The following is an 18311-nucleotide window of genomic DNA, read 5'->3' on the forward strand; positions in this document are numbered from 1 at the left end:
TCAGAATTCCTGTTGATGGGCGCTGGGTTGCTTGCGTGGCGTGGGGGCAAAGCCAGGCTTGCCGTCGAGCACGTTCTGCGCACGTTCCAGGTCAATGTCCTTCTCCCAACGGGCAATGGCCACGGTGGCCACGCAGTTGCCGATCAGGTTGGTCAACGCCCGGCCGATACCCATGAACCAGTCCACCGCCAGCACCAGTACCAGGCCAACCACAGGGATCGCCGGTACCGCAGTCAGGGTGGCGGCAAGAATCACCAGTGCCGAGCCTGGGATGCCGTGAGCCCCCTTGGAAGTCACCAGCGACACCAGCAGGATGGTCAGCAGGTCGGTCATTTCCAGTGGCGTGCCGGTGGCGTTGGCGATGAACACGATCGCCAGGGTGAGGTAGATGGAAAAACCATCGAGGTTGAACGAGTAGCCGGTAGGGATCACCAGGCCGACCGTGGAACTGCCGATGCCCAGGTGCTCAAGCTTGCGCATGATCTGTGGCAGCACGGCGTCGGAAGAGGCGGTGCCCAGGACGATGGTCAGCTCTTCGCGCAGGTACTTGATCAACGGCAGCAGTTTCAAGCCCGACAGGCGCATGACGGTGCCCAGCACGATCAGCACGAAGCCGGCACAGGTGAGGTAGAACAGCGCCACCAGCCCGCCCAGGTGCTGCAGCGACGCCAGGCCGTACTTGCTGGTGGTGAAGGCGATGGCACCGAACACGCCGATCGGCGCCAGGCGCACGATCATGCCCATGATGCGGAAGATCACATGGCTCAGTTCGTTGATCAGTCGCGAAATGCCGGCGGCCGAGTCACCCACCAGGTTCAGTGCGCTGCCGAACAGCACCGAGAACAGCAGCACCTGAAGAATGTTGTTGTCGGCGAAGGCACCGATCACCGAGGTGGGGATCAGGTCCATGAAGAACGCCGTGGCGCCATGGATGTGCTGGCCGCGCTCGGCCAAGCCGTTGGCATCGGCGGCGGACAGTTGATCCAGGTGAATATTGGCACCGCTGCCAATGCCACTGGTGAAGGCGAACACCAGGCCGATCACCAGCGCCAGGGTAGTCAGCACTTCGAAGTAGATCACCGACTTCAGGCCGATACGCCCGACCTTTTTCAGGTCGCCCGCACCCGAAATGCCGCTGACCACCACGCAGAACACGATCAGGCCGATGAGCATCTTGATCAGCTTGATGAAGCCGTCGCCGAGGGGTTTGAGTTGCAGGGAGAGGTCGGGGAAGCTCAGACCGCAGGCGATGCCGAGGGCAAGGCCGAGTACGACTTGCAGGAAAATCGAACGCGAGCACCATTTGAGCATGGGAGGAGTCTCTGATCGGTGTCCTTGCTTCGGTAGCCGCACGGGGCGAAAGAGCGCAGGACTTAATTATTGTGGTCTTACCGGTTTGTTCAGCGCGAGGCCATAAAAGCGCGAAAAATCCCTGATTGCAAGGATTTTTGGCCTTACCGGTCTGACCAGTTGTGGGGCAATCCGGCCTGCCATGCTCTAGTTCGGTGCGTGCCGTGAAAGCTGGCGCGTGAAATAGCTCAGGGCTTGGCCAGTGCCTGGTCCACTGCTGCAATCAGCTTGCCAAGATCTTTGGGTGGGGCGTTGTGGATGACGCCGAACAGGTAGGCGCGCTGCTCCTCTTCGTCGTCCGGTTCAGCGAAGAAGTCCTTGGTCTTGACGCCCAGCACCTGGGCAAACGCCATGATTGCATCGATGCTGGGGGTGTAGGTGCTGGTTTCGAAACGGCTGATGGTCTTGGGGTCGAAGCCGGTCCGTTCGGCCAGTTGTGCCTGGGTCAGGCCCGCCAGCTTGCGGTAGCGGCGCAGGGCGATACCCAAAGCTGATCTCGTCATCGCTTAATTCCCATTTAGAATCAAGAACTTAACGATATCTATCAATGTGGCGCAACGCCATGATCTATCACCTTTGTTTTATTTATGTGATGAATTTCGTAGAATTCATGGCTTGACCGGTCAGTCATCGTCACCTTCCTTGTACCGTTCGGCCTCGTGCCGCAACGGCAGGAAGCGCTTTTGCCCATTGGAACGGATCCTCATGATTCGGTTCCGATGGCCGTCGATGAACTGGGTGCCGGCTTGTCATTGAATGGAGTCTCATCGTGCGCCTCAACTTGCCGGTAACCCCGGTCGAGCAACGTTTTCCCCCCCATCAGCGGCTGATTTCTGCTACCGATACCGCCAGCCTGATCACCTACTGCAACCCAGAGTTTGCCGCCATCAGTGGCTACAGCGAGGCCGAACTGATCGGCAGCCCGCACAACCTGGTGCGCCACCCGGACATGCCGCCGGCGGTGTACGAGTTGATGTGGCGCTACCTGAAAGCCGGCAAGAGCTGGATGGGTATCGTCAAGAACCGCTGCCGTAACGGCGACTACTACTGGGTCAATGCCTACGTCACGCCCATCCTCGAAGGTGGGCGGGTAGTGGGTTACGAGTCGGTGCGCGTATGCCCTACGCGCGAGCAAGTAGCCCGTGCCGAAGCCCTGTATGCGCGGCTGCGCAACGGCCAGGCGGCATTGTCGGCGCCGCGCCGGCTGAGCTTGCTGGCGCAGGCCTTGGCCTTGCCACTGGCCGGTGGGCTGCTGGCGGTGGGGGCCAACCATCTGTGGCCTGGCCTGGTGGGGCAGGGGCTGACCCTGGGGCTGTTCGTGGCCTGCGGCCTGTGGGTGCGCAATGCCCTCGGGCGGCAGCTGCAGCAGATTGTGCAGGGTGCCGAAGGTGCCTTCGCCGACCCGATTGCAGCCTTGACCTACAGCGACCTGTCGGGTGCTGCCGGGCAGTTGCAACTGATGCTGATCAGCGAAGAGGCACGCCTGAAAACCGCCTTGACGCGGCTAAGCGACCTGGCCGGGCAAATGGCCGTGGCCGCTCGCGATGCCGGGCAGTTGTCGCGCAGCACCGAGGCGGCATTGCTGGAGCAGCGTGCCGAAACCGATCTGAGCGCCACTGCAATGAACCAGATGGCCGCCTCCATTGGCGAAGTGGCCAACCACGTGCAGTTGACCGCCGCCGAGGCACACACGGCGCACTTGCTGGCCGAGCAAGGTAGCCAGGTGGCCGATGCCAGCGGTGCGGCCATTCGTAACCTGGCCAGCACCGTGACGCAGATCAACCAGGCGGTCAGCCACCTGGCGGGTCAGACCGGCTCCATCGCCGAGGCCGCCGGGATGATCCGCGGCATTGCCGAGCAAACCAACCTGCTGGCCCTCAACGCCGCCATCGAGGCTGCCCGTGCGGGCGAGCAGGGCCGGGGCTTTGCCGTGGTCGCCGACGAGGTGCGGGCACTGGCCGACAAGACCCGCCAGTCCACCCTGCACATCCAGGCCATCATCGATGCCCTGCGCAGTGGCGCCGAGGAAGCCGTGGCGATCGCCAGCCGAGGCATCGACGGTGCCGAGCAGGGCGTTGCCCAGGTGCAGGAAGCTCGGCAGGCGCTGCATGGCATTCGTGACGCGGTACAGCGCATCAGCGATATGAGCCAGCAGATGGCCACCGCCTCGCAGCAGCAGTCGGCGGTGGCAGAAGACGTTTCGCGGCAGATCAACGGCGTAGCCGGTATTGCCCAGCACAGCGCCCATAGCGCCAACGCCGCCGCCTCGCGCGGTACCGAACTGGAACACGTGTGCGCCGGATTGCGCGCCCTGGTGGAGCGCTTCAACCGCTAAGGCAGGATGCTTTATGGATGATAACTATCGCGCGGCCGTGGACGCGGCCGCGATCTTTTCGGAAACCGACCTGCGTGGGAACATCACCTACGTCAATCAGCAGTTCTGCAGCATCTCGGGCTACAGCCGTGAGGAACTGCTGGGGGCCAACCACCGCATCCTCAATTCCGGGCTGCATGAACCGACGTTTTTTGTCGGCATGTGGCGGGCTTTGGTCGCCGGGCGGGTGTGGAAGGGCGAAATCTGCAACCGGTCCAAGGACGGTTCGTTGTACTGGGTCGACAGCACCATGGTGCCACTGGTCGATCCGCTGACAGGCCAGGTGCGCAAGTATGTGTCGATCCGCTTTGACGTCACGGAGAAGCGCCAGCTGCTGCATACCTTGCAGTGGCGGGTGGGCCACGATGTGCTCACCGGCCTGCCTAACCGCGCCTACCTGTCCGACCTGCTGAACCAGGCCCTGGCCTACTCGCGCTGCGAAGGCATCTCGCTGGCGGTGTGCATGCTCGACCTGGATGGTTTCAAGGCGGTCAACGACGGCTACGGGCATGCCGTGGGTGACCTGCTGCTGGTGGAAGTGGCGCAGCGCTTGAAGAGCATCCTGCGCGGTGGTGATGCCGTGGCCCGGCTGTCGGGCGACGAATTCGTGCTGATCCTGCGCGACGTCGACGATGAGCACCAGCTGCATGCAGCCCTGCAGCGGGTATTGCGTGCCTTGGCAGCGCCCTGTGTAGTGCGTGAGCATACGCTGTCGCTCAGCGCCAGTATCGGCGTGACCCTGTACCCGCAGGATGACGAAGATGCCGACACCCTGGTGCGCCACGCCGACCAGGCCATGTATGTGGCCAAGCAGCGCGGGCGCAACCGTTACCACCTGTTCGACGTGTCGCAGGAACAGGAACTCAAGGCCACCCACCAGACCGTGGCGCGCGTGCGCCGGGCGCTGCGCAACGGTGAGCTGTGCCTTTACTACCAGCCCAAGGTCAACCTGCGCACTGGCAAGGTACTGGGCTTCGAGGGCTTATTGCGCTGGCAGCGGCCAGGCCGTGGTGTGGTGCCGCCAGGCGATTTCCTGCCCTGGGTAGAGCAGACCGACCTGATCGTCGAAATCGGCGAGTGGGTGATCGGGCAGGCGTTGAGCCAGTTGCAGGCCTGGCAGCGCCAAGGGCAGCCCTGGTCGCTGAGCGTGAATATTGCCGCGCGGCATTTGCAGCGCAGTGACTTTGCCGAGCGCCTGCAGCAGCTGCTGGCAGCGTACCCGGCGGTGGACCCGGCGCTGCTGGACCTGGAAATCGTCGAGTCGGTGGCCATCGACAACCTGCAGCATGTCAGCCGCTGCCTGGATGCCTGCCGTGCGCTGGGTGTGCGTTTCTCGCTGGACGATTTCGGCACCGGTTATTCGTCCTTGAGTTACCTGAAACGCTTGCCGACCCAGACGATCAAGATCGACCAGTCGTTCGTGCGTGACATCCTTCATGACCAGGACGACCTGGCGCTGACGGAGGCAGTGATCGGCCTGGCGCGAGCGTTTGGCCGCGAGGTGATTGCCGAGGGGCTGGAGAGTGTCGAGCACGGTCGGGTACTGATGGGCCTGGGCTGCGAGCTGGCGCAGGGTTACTGCATCGCCCGGCCGATGCCCGCCAGTGACGTGCAAGCCTGGGCACAGGCCTACCAGCAGCCAGTGCAGTGGCGTGACCCTTGAAGGTCATCAGCGGGCCGTGGTCTTGACCTGCACGGGGGGCGCCACCTGCTTGTCGATCAGGGGTGGCTTCGAAAACCTGCTGTGCGGCGCTTCAGGGCCAATCGATTCATCGCCCACGCAACCGCTTGTACAGTGTGGTGCGGCTGATACCAAGTCGGCGGGCCACCGCCGACAGGTTGCCATTGGCTTGCTCGACCAGGCTCTGCAGGTCCGTCTCTTCAGTCGCTATCGGCACCGGTGTTTTCGACTCGGCCAGAAAGCCCGCTGGAAGGTGCTCGACGCCGACCGGCCCGTTGGCCGCCAGGGCCAACGCGACCTGTAGCACGCTCACCAGTTCGCGCAGGTTGCCCGGCCAGGGGTGTTGATCGAACAGGTCGATAATGGCCGGCGGCAGCCGCGCAGGTTGCCCGGGCTCGCGGTAGCGGGCATGCACCTGCTCAATCAGCTGGCGCCGGTCAGCGCGTTCGCGCAGGGGAGGCAGCACCAGCGTCAGGCCGGCGATGCGGTAGTACAGGTCCTGGCGAAAGCGCCCGGCGCGCACTTCGTCGGCCAGGTTGCGATTGCTCGCCGACACCACGCGGATATCCACCGGCACCGGTTCGCCACTGCCCAGCGGCTGGATGCTGCGCGACTGCAGTACGCGCAGCAGGCGGGCCTGGGTGGGCAGTGGCATGTCGCCAATCTCATCCAGAAACAGGATGCCGTGGTCGGCCTTGCGGATCAGTCCCGGGTTGCCCTTGTGGTGGGCGCCGGTGAACGCGCCTTTGTCATAGCCGAACAGTTCCGACTCCACCAGTTCGGCCGGGATCGCCGCACAGTTTACGGCGACCAGCGGCTGCCTGGCGCGGCTGCTGGCCCGGTGCAGGGCGTCGACGAACACTTCTTTGCCTACGCCTGTTTCGCCCTCGACCAACACCGGGATGTCCTTTTCCAATAGCAGGCCGGCTTGTATCAAGGCTTTTTCCAGGCGCGGCTCGGCACTGCCGGCTTCGGGGCGGCGAGTGGTTTCGCGTGGGGGGTGCCACTGGCAGTGAAAGCGGTTGCGCCCGGTGGCCTGCAGAGCGAAGGGCTGTTGTCGGGGATGGCTGAGCAGCTGTTGCAGGGGTAACTGGAACAGTTGCTCGATGTTTTGCTGCAGCGGGTTTACGCCAAGCAGGCTATCGGCCCGGTGGTTGGCGGCCAAAACCTGCCCGCGTTCATCGAACACCAGCAAGCCGGCCCAAGGGCTGTCGAGGTTGTCGGAGGCGCTGTTGAAGATCAGTTGTGCATGCTGGTCAGCATGTTCGGCGAGGATCAGGCGGTTTTCCAGGCTCTGGCCCATCATGCGCACCAGCCCAAGCGTCTGGCTGGCCGGCAGGTAGCCGTCGCTGGCTACGTCGAGCGCCCCGACCAGCTGCCGTGCGGCGTCGAACAGGGGGGCGGCGGCGCTGGACATGTAGCGGTTCTGGCGCAGGAAGTGTTCGTCCTGGCCGACGTGAACCGCTTCGGCGCAAATCAGTGTGGTGCCCAGGGCATTGGTGCCGACGCCACGTTCGTGCCAATGGGCGCCGGCGCTGAAACCATGGTGCTGGCGCGGTTCGATGAAACGCCGCGAGCCCCAGCTGTCGAGCAGGCAGCCGCTGGCATCGGCCAGCATTACCAGGTAGCTGGCGTTACCCAAGAGGTGCGCATAGTGCGGTAGCACTTCCTCGCGGGTCAGGCGTAGCAGATTTTGGCGCCGCTCCAGCAGGGCGCTGAGCTCGGCGCGGGACAGGCAGTCAAAGTCCGGCGCATGCTGCGGCTGCAGGCCGTGGTCGCGGCAGCGGTCCCAGGACGCCTGGATCAGTTGGGTGTGGGTCGAAGCGGATGCGGCCATGGGCCTGTCCTGTGTGATTGTTGTCATGGGTCGACCGCCGTTCAGTGTTGTTCACGGCTGTTCATTGTCAAACTGGCCAGTGTCCAGTTGTGCAGTGATTGTGTTCACCTGCGCGCCCGCGATTTGCCAGCGCTGCCACCCAGGCCCCGGGCCAGAGCACCGGGGAAGGACTGGCACGGAACTGGCTGTAGCCGGCAGACACAATCACAAAAAGGCCACGCCATGTCCCTGGTGCTGGAGCAGGTCAGCCGTAGCGTCGACAACCAGCCGTGGATCGTCGATGCGTCACTGCGTTTCGAGCCCGGCTCGTTCAATGTGCTGCTGGGGCGCACCCTGGCCGGCAAGACCAGCCTGATGCGCCTGATGGCCGGGCTGGACCGTCCGGACCGGGGGCGGGTGCTGATGGATGGCCAGGACGTCACCGGTGTGCCGGTGCGTCAGCGCAATGTGTCGATGGTGTATCAGCAATTCATCAATTACCCGACCTTGAGCGTGTACGAAAACATCGCCTCGCCGCTGCGCCAGGCGCGCATGGCCGAGGACCAGATCCGGCGGCGGGTGCAGGAAACTGCCGAGATGCTGCGCATCGAAACCTACCTGCAACGCCTGCCACTGGAGCTCTCCGGTGGCCAGCAGCAACGCACGGCGATGGCCAGGGCACTGGTCAAGGATGCCTCGTTGATCCTCTTCGACGAGCCATTGGTCAACCTCGACTACAAGTTGCGCGAAGGCCTGCGCCAGGAGCTGCGCGAGCTGTTCGCGGCGCGCCATTGCATTGCTGTGTACGCCACCACCGAGCCCAACGAGGCGCTGGCGCTGGGCGGCACCACCACCCTTGTGCACGAAGGCCGTATCGTGCAGAGCGGGCCCACCGCCGAGGTCTATCAGCGACCCAGCAGCGTGCTGGCTGCCGAGCTGTTTTCCGAGCCGCCGATCAACCTGGTGTCTGGCCGTATCACGGGTAACGAGGTAAGCCTGGCCCAGACCGTGCACTTTGCCCGCAATGCCGACCTGGAGCCGCTGGCCGAGGGTGACTACCGCTTCGGCGTGCGCCCCAGCCATATCGCGCTGGTGCCGGCCCACGACGATGACCTGGAGCTGGCGGTACTGGTGGAGTTGGCCGAGATCAGTGGGTCAGAAACATTTCTGCATGTGCGCAACGAATACTGGCGCATGGTGCTGCACCTTCCCGGGGTTCACGAGTACCAGGTGGACACGCCGATACGCGTGTTCATCCCCACGCACAAGCTGTTCGTTTTCGACAGCGCCGGGCTGTTGGTGCAGGCCCCGGGGCTGCGCCAGGCGAGGAGAGGGTGATGGCCGAAATCCGCCTGCGCCAGCTGGCGCACAGTTACAGCCGCCAGCCCGCCAGCGAGGCAGACTATGCCCTGCACGCACTCGAACATGTGTGGGAACAGGGCGGTGCCTATGCGTTGCTCGGGCCGTCGGGCTGCGGCAAGTCGACCTTGCTCAATCTCATTTCCGGGCTGCTGACGCCGTCTCATGGCGAGGTGCTGTTCGACGGCAAGCCGGTCAACCAGCTGTCCCCGCAGGCGCGAAATATCGCCCAGGTGTTCCAGTTCCCGGTGGTGTACGACACCATGACGGTGTTCGACAACCTGGCCTTCCCCTTGCGCAACCAGGGGCTCGATGAAGCCCGGGTGCGTGCCCGGGTGGAAGAAATTGCCGAAGTGCTTGAGCTGACTGCCGTGTTGCGCAAGAAAGCACGCAACCTCACCGCCGATGAAAAGCAGAAAGTCTCCATGGGGCGTGGCCTGGTGCGCGATGACGTGTCGGCGATCCTGTTCGACGAGCCGCTGACGGTGATCGACCCGCATCTGAAGTGGAAGCTGCGGCGCAAGCTGAAGCAGATCCATGAGCAGTTCAACATCACCATGATCTACGTCACCCACGACCAGTTGGAGGCCTCCACCTTCGCCGACAAGATCGCGGTGATGCACGGCGGACGCATCGTCCAGTTCGGCACACCGCGCGAGCTGTTCGAGCGACCGCGGCATACGTTCGTTGGTTATTTCATCGGTAGCCCGGGCATGAACTTGATCGACGTGCGTGCCGAGGCGGGCGCAGTGGTGTTCGGCGATGTCCAGCTGGTGCTGCCCGATGGCCTGTGCGAGCGCCTGGCCTCACTGGCGGGCGGGCGGCTGCAGGTGGGCATTCGCCCGGAGTTCGTGCAGCTATGGGACAGCCCGTTCGAGGGGGCCTACCCGGCGCGGGTGCTGGACGTCGAAGACCTGGGTACCTATCGCATCGTCACCCTCGAACTGGGCGGTGTCGCGCTCAAGGCGAGGCTGGGCGAGGACCGCCCGTTGCCTGTGGACCAGGCCTGGGTCAGCCTGCCGGCGCAGTGGCTGATGCTGTATGTCGACGATGTGCTGCTGGAGACCGGGCCATGAACAACAAGGTGTCGAACAACAAGGCCTGGTGGCTGGTGCTGCCGGTGTTCCTGCTGGTCGCGTTCAGCGCGGTGGTGCCGATGATGACGGTGGTCAACTACTCGGTGCAGGACATCTTCGACCAGTCCAGCCGCTACTTCGTCGGTGCCGACTGGTACCGCCAGGTACTGCGCGACCCGGCGCTGCACGATGCATTGCTGCGCCAGTTCATTTACTCGGCCTGCGTCCTGCTGATCGAAATTCCATTGGGTATAGGCATCGCTCTGGCCATGCCAACCAAAGGCCGCATGGCCTCGGTGTGCCTGATCGTCATGGCTATCCCGTTGCTGATCCCGTGGAACGTGGTCGGCACTATCTGGCAGATTTTCGGCCGTGCCGATATCGGCCTGCTCGGCGCTTCCCTGGCCAAGCTCGGGGTCAGCTACAACTACGCCGGTGACCCGTTCGACGCCTGGCTCACCGTGCTGGTGATGGATGTGTGGCACTGGACTTCGTTGGTGGCTTTGCTGTGCTATTCGGGGCTGCGTGCGATCCCCGACGTGTACTACCAGGCTGCGCGCATCGATCGGGCCTCGGGCTGGGCGGTGTTTCGCCATATCCAGCTGCCCAAGCTCAAGAACGTGCTGGTGATCGCGTTGATGCTGCGCTTCATGGACAGTTTCATGATCTACACCGAGCCGTTCGTGCTGACCGGCGGCGGGCCAGGCAACGCGACCACGTTCCTCAGCCAGACCCTCACGCGTATGGCTGTAGGGCAGTTCGACCTGGGGCCGGCGGCAGCGTTTTCACTGGTGTACTTCCTGATCATCCTGCTGGTGTCGTGGCTGTTCTACACAGCCATGACCCATGCCGACAAGGACTAGGCCATGAGCACACGCAAATCAATGGCCCTGCTGCTGTACTTCTTCTTCCTGCTGGTGCCGATCTACTGGTTGCTGAACATGTCGTTCAAGAGCAACGCCGAGATCCTTGGCGGCCTGACCCTGTGGCCGCAGGCGTTCACGCTCGACAACTACCGAGTGATCTTCACCGACGCCAGCTGGTACAGCGGCTACATCAACTCGCTGTACTACGTGTGCCTGAACACGCTGATTTCACTGCTCGTGGCGTTGCCCGCGGCCTATGCCTTCTCGCGCTACCGCTTTCTTGGCGACCGCCACCTGTTCTTCTGGCTGCTGACCAACCGCATGGCGCCACCGGCGGTGTTCCTGCTGCCGTTCTTCCAGTTGTACTCGTCGATCGGGCTGTTCGATACCCACATTGCCGTGGCGCTGGCCCATTGCCTGTTCAACGTACCGCTGGCGGTGTGGATCCTGGAGGGCTTCATGTCGGGTGTGCCAAGGGAAATCGACGAAACCGCCTACATCGACGGCTACAGTTTTCCGCGCTTCTTCGTGAAGATCTTCATTCCGCTGATTGGCTCCGGCATCGGCGTCACGGCGTTTTTCTGTTTCATGTTCTCCTGGGTCGAACTGCTGCTGGCGCGCACCCTGACCTCGGTGAATGCCAAGCCGATTGCCGCGGTGATGACCCGCACGGTGTCGGCATCGGGCATCGACTGGGGTGTGCTGGCGGCGGCGGGGGTGCTGACCATCTTGCCGGGCATGCTGGTGATCTGGTTCGTGCGCAATCATGTGGCCAAGGGCTTCGCCCTGGGCCGGGTGTGAGGAGGGCAACGCATGGAGTGGATGGCCTGGACCCTGCCGACAGCGCTGTTCTTCGCCGCTGTGGGCCTGTTGCTGCTGGGCATGACCCTGCTTGAGCTGCGTCGCCCCTGCGTAGAGCGACGGGGCTTTTTGCCGCTGGTCACCAGCCGAGGTGACCGTTTGTTCATCGGCCTGCTGGCCAGCGCCTACCTGCACCTGCTGGTGGTCGGTGTCAGCGACTGGCCATTGTGGGTGGCCTCGCTGCTGTCGCTGGCGTGGCTGGCGGTGGTGTTGCGCTGGGGCTGAGCGAGCGGCCCTGTGGGATAACTGAAACGGGAGATCACAATGTTCGACAACAAACACAACAGGCGACATTTGACCCTGGCCGCGTTGCTGGTACTGGCCAGCGTGCAAGGCACAGCCTGGGCCGACCAGTACGAAGAGGCGGCAAAGAAATGGATCGGCAGCGAGTTCAAGCCTTCGACCCTTACCCCCGAACAGCAGTTGGCCGAATTGCAGTGGTTCATCAAGGCAGCCGAGCCGTTTCGCGGGATGAAGATCAACGTTGTGTCGGAAACCATCACCACCCATGAATACGAATCCAAGGTGCTGGCCAAGGCTTTCAGTGAGATCACCGGCATCCAGCTGACCCACGACCTGCTGCAGGAAGGCGACGTGGTGGAAAAACTGCAGACGCAGATGCAGTCGGACAAGAACATCTATGACGGCTGGGTCAACGACTCCGACCTGATCGGTACGCACTTTCGCTACGGCAAAGTGGAATCGATCACCGACCTGATGGCCAACGAGGGCAAGGCCTATACTTCGCCGACCCTCGACCTGAAGGACTTCATCGGTATTTCCTTCACCACCGCGCCTGATGGCAAGGTCTACCAACTGCCCGACCAGCAGTTCGCCAACCTGTACTGGTTCCGCGCCGACTGGTTCGAACGGCCGGAGTTGAAGGCCAGGTTCAAAGAGAAGTACGGCTATGAACTGGGGGTGCCAGTGAACTGGTCGGCGTACGAGGACATTGCCAAGTTCTTCACCGAAGACGTCAAGGAGATCGACGGCAAGCGCGTCTACGGGCACATGGACTACGGAAAGAAAGACCCGTCACTGGGCTGGCGCTTCACCGATGCCTGGTTCTCGATGGCCGGCGGCGGCGACAAGGGCCTGCCCAATGGTTTGCCGGTCGATGAATGGGGCATTCGCGTGGAGGACTGCCATCCGGTGGGTTCCAGCGTGACCCGCGGCGGCGATACCAATGGGCCGGCCGCCGTCTATGCCACGCAGAAGTACGTGGACTGGATGCGTGCTTACGCGCCCAAGGAAGCGCAGGGCATGACATTCTCCGAAGCCGGCCCTGTGCCTGCGCAAGGCAACATTGCCCAGCAGATATTCTGGTACACCGCATTCACCGCCGACATGACAAAGCCCGGCTTGCCGGTCGTGAATGCCGACGGCACGCCGAAGTGGCGCATGGCGCCTTCACCGAAGGGGCCTTACTGGGAAGAGGGGATGAAACTCGGCTACCAGGACACTGGCTCGTGGACCTTCTTCAAGTCCACCCCCGAGAAGCAACGCTTGGCGGCGTGGCTGTACGCCCAGTTCGTCACCTCAAAGACCGTATCGCTGAAAAAGACCATCGTCGGCCTGACGCCGATTCGTGAGTCGGACATCAACTCCCAGGCCATGACCGAGTTGGCGCCCAAGCTCGGTGGGCTGGTGGAGTTCTATCGCAGCCCTGCACGGGTGCAGTGGACGCCGACCGGCACCAACGTGCCGGACTACCCGCGGCTGGCGCAGCTGTGGTGGAGCCATATCGCCGAAGTCGCCAGTGGCGAAAAGACCCCGCAGGAAGCCCTGGATGGGCTGGCCCGCGACCAGGACCGCATGATGGAGCGCCTGCAACGCTCCAATGCCCAGGCGACGTGTGCACCCAAGTTGAATCCGGAGAAGGACGCCCAGTACTGGTTCGACCAGCCGGGTGCGCCGAAAGCCAAGCTGGCCAACGAAAAGCCCATGGGCGAGACAGTCAGCTACAACGAACTGCTGAAGTCCTGGGAGGCGGCCAGGAAGTGATCGGCTGAACGCCGGGGTGGTTTCACCGACCGCGCGGGCCGTGCAACCGCTCGCTCGCGAAGAGGCCATTAGTCACGGGCAAAAAAAACGGCACCTGCAAAGGTGCCGTTTTCGCATCACGCGGTATTACTTGTGCAGCTCTTCTGCCGCATACAGCGTGTTCTCCAGCAGGCACGCCCGGGTCATCGGCCCGACGCCGCCCGGCACCGGTGTGATCCAGCCGGCGCGGGGCAGGGCAGTCTCGTAGACCACGTCGCCGACCAGCTTGCCGTCTTCCTGGCGGTTGATGCCCACGTCGATGACGATGGCGCCTTCCTTGACCCACTCACCCTTGACCAGGCCCGGCTTGCCGGCAGCCACGACCACCAGGTCGGCACGCCCGACGTGGCCGGCCAGGTCCTTGGTGAAGCGGTGGCAGACGGTCACGGTGCAGCCGGCCAGCAGCAGTTCCATGGCCATCGGGCGGCCAACGATGTTGGACGCGCCGACGATCACCGCGTTCATGCCGTACAGGTCCTGGCCGGTGCTTTCCAGCAGGGTCATGATGCCTTTCGGTGTGCACGGGCGCAGCAGTGGAATACGCTGGGCCAGGCGGCCGATGTTGTACGGGTGGAAGCCGTCCACATCCTTGTCCGGGCGAATGCGCTCGAGCAGCAACGAGGCGTCCAGGTGTGCCGGCAGCGGCAGTTGCAACAGGATGCCGTCGACGGCCGGGTCGTCATTGAGACGGTCGATCAGCTCGGTCAGGGCTTGTTGCGTGGTCTCGCTGGGCAGGTCGAAAGCCTGCGAAATGAAGCCGACCTCTTCGCAGTCCTTGCGCTTGTGCGAGACATAGACTTGGGAGGCGGGGTCGGTGCCGACCAGGATCACTGCCAGGCCCGGCGTACGCAGGCCTTGCTGGCGACGCTCCACGACACGTTGAGCGATCTGCTGGCGCAGGCTGGCGGCGATAGCCTTGCCATCGATTAGGTGTGCAGTCATAGACGCGTGATTAACCATCGAGAAGGAACAATAAAGAACGTGCATTCTCGCACGACATGGGCCAAGGGCAAAGGCGGGTGGTCGGGCAAATCCTCTAACCCCTTAAATAATTTAAATTTTTTCGAAAAAGGTGTTGACGACTTTCGGGGTCGACTATAAGATTCGCCGCACTTGTCGGGCACAGCCTAGCACTGGTTGGCTAAGTCGGGCAGAATGAGTGGTTTAACAGTTCCTTGTTAGCGTCTCGTTCGGTTAGGCTTCAAGCTTAAGCGCCCGTAGCTCAGCTGGATAGAGCATCCGCCTTCTAAGCGGATGGTCGCAGGTTCGAGTCCTGCCGGGTGCGCCATTAGGCAGCTTTGGCAAGCAAGTAGGCTGTAATGCAATATGGTGGGCGTAGCTCAGTTGGTAGAGCGCTGGATTGTGATTCCAGTTGTCGTGGGTTCGATTCCCATCGTCCACCCCATATTTTTCAAGGGCGCCTCGATAGCATCTGGCGCCTTTGTTTTAAGCGTTACGCGGACGTGGTGAAATTGGTAGACACACTGGATTTAGGTTCCAGCGGCGCAAGCTGTAAGAGTTCGAGTCTCTTCGTCCGCACCATGCTTCTGTAAGGTTGTACCGCAAGACCGCAATATGGTGGGCGTAGCTCAGTTGGTAGAGCGCTGGATTGTGATTCCAGTTGTCGTGGGTTCGATTCCCATCGTCCACCCCATATTCCTGAAAGGCGCCTTGATCGTGAGATCGGGCGCCTTTTTGTTTTGGGGGTGTGATGTGCATGCCGTCAGTGTTCTGGTGTCTTTGTTTGAGGTTGAGCGTCGCTCGCGTGGCTCCTGATGTTCCTCCTCAATATCGTGCCGGGTAAACAAGGTGGTCGCGCTTACTCTGTTGGCGGTCAAGCTTTTATGGGGTGTTCTACGGCCGATTGTGTCAGGGCGGCAAGGTGCCTGCCTTGGTTTTTGCGGTGATGCGTAGATCGAGCGCCGCCCGCGCGGCGCATCGCGAGCAAGCTCGCTCCTACATTTGTTTCGGGCCAATTATTCCTGGGGCAGACGCGCACGCCCCCTTGGCGCTCACCTCGAAATCGTGGGGAACAAACAGGGCGGTCGCGCGCAGGCACAGGCGATACTGGCCCGAAACAAATGTAGGAGCGAGCTTGCTCGCGATGCGCCGCGCGGGCGGCGCTCGATCTCGAAGGCGCTGAATATGTCGCGGTCAGCCACCGCTCGGCCAAATCACCTCCTGCCCCTTGTAATCCACTGGTGGCACCCCAATAAAAGCTGTTAGATTTCAGTCGGTTGAAACACCGGCCCGTTTGGCCGGCAAAGGACACCACGATGATTGCAAAAGAAGCCCGTCAGGCCCTGGCGCTGCAGCGCTTTGCCGAAGCCAATCCGCAGTTGCTCGAGGAGATCCGCGAGCTGGATGCGCGTGAGCAGGCCCAGCAAATCGAGTGGGCGTTCGAGGATGCCGCCGAGGAACAGGGTATTGAGCCTTGGGAGCTGGCGCTGCAATTGATTGCCGAATCCCCGGAGCAGCTGCAGGCCATGCGCCTGGAAACGCACCGTGAAGTGGCCGAGGCGCTGGGGCTGGAATGGGAGGAGTACTGCCAGTTCAACGACATTGATCCTGAATAAAGGAAGCGAATGCGTTGCGGGTAGTTGTTTGACAAAGTATTTCGGCTGCAGGCCGCCCCCGGCGCCGCGCAGCCCCTGTTGGAAGCAGGCCTGGCGCTGTGCCGTGCGGGCCTTGAAAGTTAATCGACCGGCGTTGTTTTCAGTCGTCCCGTGTGGGGTGACTTCTGCTGCGTGACTCACTAGAATGTTTGCCCTTGATTCTGGAGTCGGGCTAACGCCGGCTAACGTCTGTGCAACGAGGAATATCCATGCAAGTTTCTGTTGAAAACACTTCCGCTCTCGAGCGCCGCATGACCATCGCCGTTCCGGCCGAGCGCGTCGAGAACGAAGTCAACAAGCGTCTGCAGCAGACTGCCAAGCGCGCCAAGATTGCGGGCTTCCGTCCTGGTAAAGTACCGATGACCGTGATCCGTCAGCGTTTCGAGGCGGACGCCCGTCAAGAGGCTTTCGGTGACCTGGTCCAGGCCTCCTTCTACGAAGCCATCGTCGAGCAGAAGCTGAACCCGGCTGGCGCCCCGGCTGTAGAGCCCAAGTCCTTCGAAAAGGGCAAGGATCTGGAATTCGTCGCCATCTTCGAAGTGTTCCCTGAGTTCACTGTTGCGGGCCTCGAGTCGATCAAGGTCGAGCGCCTGAGCGCCGAAGTGGCTGACAGTGACCTGGACAACATGCTGGAAGTGCTGCGCAAGCAGAACACCCGCTTCGAGGCCGTCGAGCGCGCTGCGCAGAACGACGACCAGGTCAACATCGACTTCGTCGGCAAGGTCGACGGTGAAGCGTTTGCCGGTGGTTCGGCCAAGGGCACCCTGCTGGTGCTGGGTTCCGGCCGCATGATCCCAGGCTTCGAAGAAGGTCTGGTAGGCGCCAAGGCTGGCGAAGAGCGCGTGGTCAACGTGACCTTCCCAGAGGACTACCAGAACCTGGACCTGGCTGGCAAAGCCGCTGAGTTCACCATCACCGTCAACAGCGTTTCGGCACCTGTACTGCCAGAACTGAACGAAGAGTTCTTCGCCCAGTTCGGCATCAAGGAATCGACGCTGGAAGGCTTCCGCGCCGAAGTTCGCAAGAACATGGAGCGTGAGCTGCGTCAGGCGATCAAGACCAAGGTCAAGAACCAGGTCATGGACGGTCTGCTGGCCGCCAACCCGATCGAAGTACCAAAGGCCCTGCTGGAAAACGAAGTCAACCGTCTGCGCGTGCAGGCTGTTCAGCAGTTTGGTGGCAACATCAAGCCTGAGCAACTGCCAGTCGAGCTGTTCGAAGAGCAAGCCAAGCGCCGCGTCGTGCTGGGTTTGATCGTGGCCGAAGTGGTCAAGCAGTTCGAGCTGAAGCCGGACGACGCCAAGGTTCGCGAGATGATCGAAGAAATGGCGTCGGCTTACCAGGAGCCTGAGCAGGTCATCGCTTGGTACTACAAGAACGACCAGCAACTGAACGAAGTGCGTTCGGTTGTGCTGGAAGAACAAGTTGTAGATACTGTTCTGCAGAAAGCGACTGTGACCGACAAGTCGGTCTCGTACGAAGAAGCCGTTAAACCAGCCGAGGCGCCTGCCGCTGCTGAGTAACGGTCTTCTCTCGTAGGAAACCTCCACAAGCCAGCCTTCGAGCTGGCTTGTGCGTATTCAAGCCATGACTATTTGGGAGTGAGCGCAGGACATGTCCCGCAATTCTTATATTCAGCAGAGCTCTGACATCCAGGCCGCAGGCGGCCTGGTCCCGATGGTTATCGAGCAGTCCGCCCGTGGCGAACGCGCTTACGACATCTACTCGCGCCTGTTGAAGGAGCGTGTGATCTTCCTGGTTGGCCCGGTAGAGGACTACATGGCCAACCTCGTCGTTGCGCAACTGCTGTTCCTTGAGGCGGAAAACCCGGACAAGGATATCCATCTGTACATCAACTCGCCGGGCGGTTCCGTCACCGCCGGCATGTCGATCTACGACACCATGCAGTTCATCAAGCCGGACGTTTCGACCATCTGCATCGGCCAGGCCTGCAGCATGGGCGCCTTCCTGCTGGCGGCAGGTGCCAAGGGCAAGCGTCATTGCCTGCCTAACTCGCGCGTGATGATCCACCAGCCGCTGGGCGGCTTCCAGGGTCAGGCCACCGATATCGAGATCCACGCCCAGGAAATTCTCAATATCAAGGCCCGTCTGAACGAGCTGCTGGCCTATCACACCGGCCAGGACCTCGAGACCATCAAGCGTGACACCGAGCGTGACAACTTCATGAGCGCCTCGCGCGCAGCCGAGTACGGCCTGATCGACTCGGTCTACGACAAGCGGCAACTGGCCTCCTGAACCGGGGGGCAGAG

The 18311-nt window shown here is 62.2% G+C and carries 15 protein-coding genes, 4 tRNA genes and 1 pseudogene; 16 read left to right on the top strand and 4 right to left on the bottom strand.

Translation table 11 applies throughout. From position 1 onward, the window contains the following. Both ACF8O8_RS20540 and ACF8O8_RS20545 read right to left on the bottom strand, forming a co-directional pair. Positions 1 to 1311, bottom strand: coding sequence for a C4-dicarboxylate transporter DctA (locus ACF8O8_RS20540; protein ID WP_010953231.1), 1311 nt, complete (start codon positions 1309 to 1311; stop codon positions 1 to 3). A 227-nt stretch (positions 1312 to 1538) separates the two neighbouring features. Further along, positions 1539 to 1853 (bottom strand): helix-turn-helix domain-containing protein, encoded by a 315-nt coding sequence (locus tag ACF8O8_RS20545; protein ID WP_010953232.1) that lies wholly within the window; start codon positions 1851 to 1853, stop codon positions 1539 to 1541. 266 nt (positions 1854 to 2119) lie between these two features. Here ACF8O8_RS20545 and ACF8O8_RS20550 point away from each other — a divergent pair. The 3 genes and pseudogenes from ACF8O8_RS20550 to ACF8O8_RS20560 all read left to right on the top strand — a co-directional run. Further along, a pseudogene (locus ACF8O8_RS20550) lies at positions 2120 to 2449 on the top strand (PAS domain-containing protein); the annotation flags it as partial. Positions 2450 to 2608: 159 nt separating this feature from the next. Next, on the top strand, positions 2609 to 3685 hold the full coding sequence (locus ACF8O8_RS20555) for a methyl-accepting chemotaxis protein (RefSeq protein ID WP_392510448.1): 1077 nt from the start codon (positions 2609 to 2611) through the stop codon (positions 3683 to 3685). Between the two features lie 13 nt (positions 3686 to 3698). Next, the gene (locus tag ACF8O8_RS20560) at positions 3699 to 5387 is read left to right on the top strand and encodes a bifunctional diguanylate cyclase/phosphodiesterase (RefSeq protein ID WP_010953234.1); all 1689 of its coding nucleotides are present in this window, start codon (positions 3699 to 3701) and stop codon (positions 5385 to 5387) included. A gap of 106 nt (positions 5388 to 5493) precedes the next feature. On the opposite strand, the gene ACF8O8_RS20565 is transcribed toward ACF8O8_RS20560, so the two are convergent. Next, positions 5494 to 7242, bottom strand: a complete 1749-nt coding sequence (locus ACF8O8_RS20565; RefSeq protein WP_392510352.1) for a sigma-54-dependent Fis family transcriptional regulator — start codon at positions 7240 to 7242, stop codon at positions 5494 to 5496. 222 nt (positions 7243 to 7464) lie between these two features. Here ACF8O8_RS20565 and ACF8O8_RS20570 point away from each other — a divergent pair, with 222 nt between their 5' ends. Genes ACF8O8_RS20570 through ACF8O8_RS20595 form a run of 6 tightly spaced genes read left to right on the top strand, consistent with a single transcriptional unit; the run spans position 7465 to position 13387 of the window. Then, positions 7465 to 8559: an ABC transporter ATP-binding protein gene (locus tag ACF8O8_RS20570; protein WP_010953236.1), complete on the top strand. Its 1095-nt coding sequence runs from the start codon at positions 7465 to 7467 to the stop codon at positions 8557 to 8559. Further along, positions 8559 to 9656, top strand: coding sequence for an ABC transporter ATP-binding protein (locus ACF8O8_RS20575; RefSeq protein WP_392510353.1), 1098 nt, complete (start codon positions 8559 to 8561; stop codon positions 9654 to 9656). The genes ACF8O8_RS20570 and ACF8O8_RS20575 overlap by 1 nt, the downstream gene beginning before the upstream one ends. Beyond that, the gene (locus tag ACF8O8_RS20580; RefSeq protein ID WP_049587533.1) at positions 9653 to 10519 is read left to right on the top strand and encodes a carbohydrate ABC transporter permease; all 867 of its coding nucleotides are present in this window, start codon (positions 9653 to 9655) and stop codon (positions 10517 to 10519) included. The genes ACF8O8_RS20575 and ACF8O8_RS20580 overlap by 4 nt, the downstream gene beginning before the upstream one ends. Positions 10520 to 10522: 3 nt before the next feature. Continuing rightward, on the top strand, positions 10523 to 11323 hold the full coding sequence (locus ACF8O8_RS20585; protein ID WP_003250228.1) for a carbohydrate ABC transporter permease: 801 nt from the start codon (positions 10523 to 10525) through the stop codon (positions 11321 to 11323). A 12-nt stretch (positions 11324 to 11335) separates the two neighbouring features. After that, on the top strand, positions 11336 to 11608 hold the full coding sequence (locus ACF8O8_RS20590; protein ID WP_003250230.1) for a DUF2160 domain-containing protein: 273 nt from the start codon (positions 11336 to 11338) through the stop codon (positions 11606 to 11608). Between the two features lie 39 nt (positions 11609 to 11647). Further along, positions 11648 to 13387, top strand: a complete 1740-nt coding sequence (locus ACF8O8_RS20595) for an ABC transporter substrate-binding protein (RefSeq protein ID WP_003250232.1) — start codon at positions 11648 to 11650, stop codon at positions 13385 to 13387. Between the two features lie 126 nt (positions 13388 to 13513). Here the strand turns inward: ACF8O8_RS20595 and folD are convergent, their stop codons facing one another. Then, positions 13514 to 14368: a bifunctional methylenetetrahydrofolate dehydrogenase/methenyltetrahydrofolate cyclohydrolase FolD gene (folD, locus tag ACF8O8_RS20600; RefSeq protein ID WP_003250234.1), complete on the bottom strand. Its 855-nt coding sequence runs from the start codon at positions 14366 to 14368 to the stop codon at positions 13514 to 13516. A gap of 269 nt (positions 14369 to 14637) precedes the next feature. Between folD and ACF8O8_RS20605 the strand changes: the two genes are divergently transcribed. The 7 genes from ACF8O8_RS20605 to clpP all read left to right on the top strand — a co-directional run bounded on the left by ACF8O8_RS20605 (position 14638) and on the right by clpP (position 18297). Beyond that, positions 14638 to 14714: transfer RNA gene (locus tag ACF8O8_RS20605), tRNA-Arg, on the top strand. 41 nt (positions 14715 to 14755) lie between these two features. After that, positions 14756 to 14831, top strand: a tRNA-His gene (locus ACF8O8_RS20610). 52 nt (positions 14832 to 14883) lie between these two features. Next, positions 14884 to 14968, top strand: a tRNA-Leu gene (locus tag ACF8O8_RS20615). 36 nt (positions 14969 to 15004) lie between these two features. Further along, positions 15005 to 15080, top strand: a tRNA-His gene (locus ACF8O8_RS20620). Positions 15081 to 15702: 622 nt separating this feature from the next. Beyond that, positions 15703 to 16002, top strand: coding sequence for a DUF6388 family protein (locus ACF8O8_RS20625; protein ID WP_020190960.1), 300 nt, complete (start codon positions 15703 to 15705; stop codon positions 16000 to 16002). Positions 16003 to 16250: 248 nt separating this feature from the next. Continuing rightward, positions 16251 to 17564: a trigger factor gene (gene tig, locus ACF8O8_RS20630; RefSeq protein WP_014753846.1), complete on the top strand. Its 1314-nt coding sequence runs from the start codon at positions 16251 to 16253 to the stop codon at positions 17562 to 17564. Between the two features lie 91 nt (positions 17565 to 17655). Then, positions 17656 to 18297: an ATP-dependent Clp endopeptidase proteolytic subunit ClpP gene (gene clpP / locus ACF8O8_RS20635; protein WP_003259400.1), complete on the top strand. Its 642-nt coding sequence runs from the start codon at positions 17656 to 17658 to the stop codon at positions 18295 to 18297. Positions 18298 to 18311 lie beyond the last annotated feature (14 nt).

It is taken from the genome of Pseudomonas sp. TYF_14, from assembly GCF_043105275.1.
Classification (GTDB): domain Bacteria; phylum Pseudomonadota; class Gammaproteobacteria; order Pseudomonadales; family Pseudomonadaceae; genus Aquipseudomonas; species Aquipseudomonas alloputida.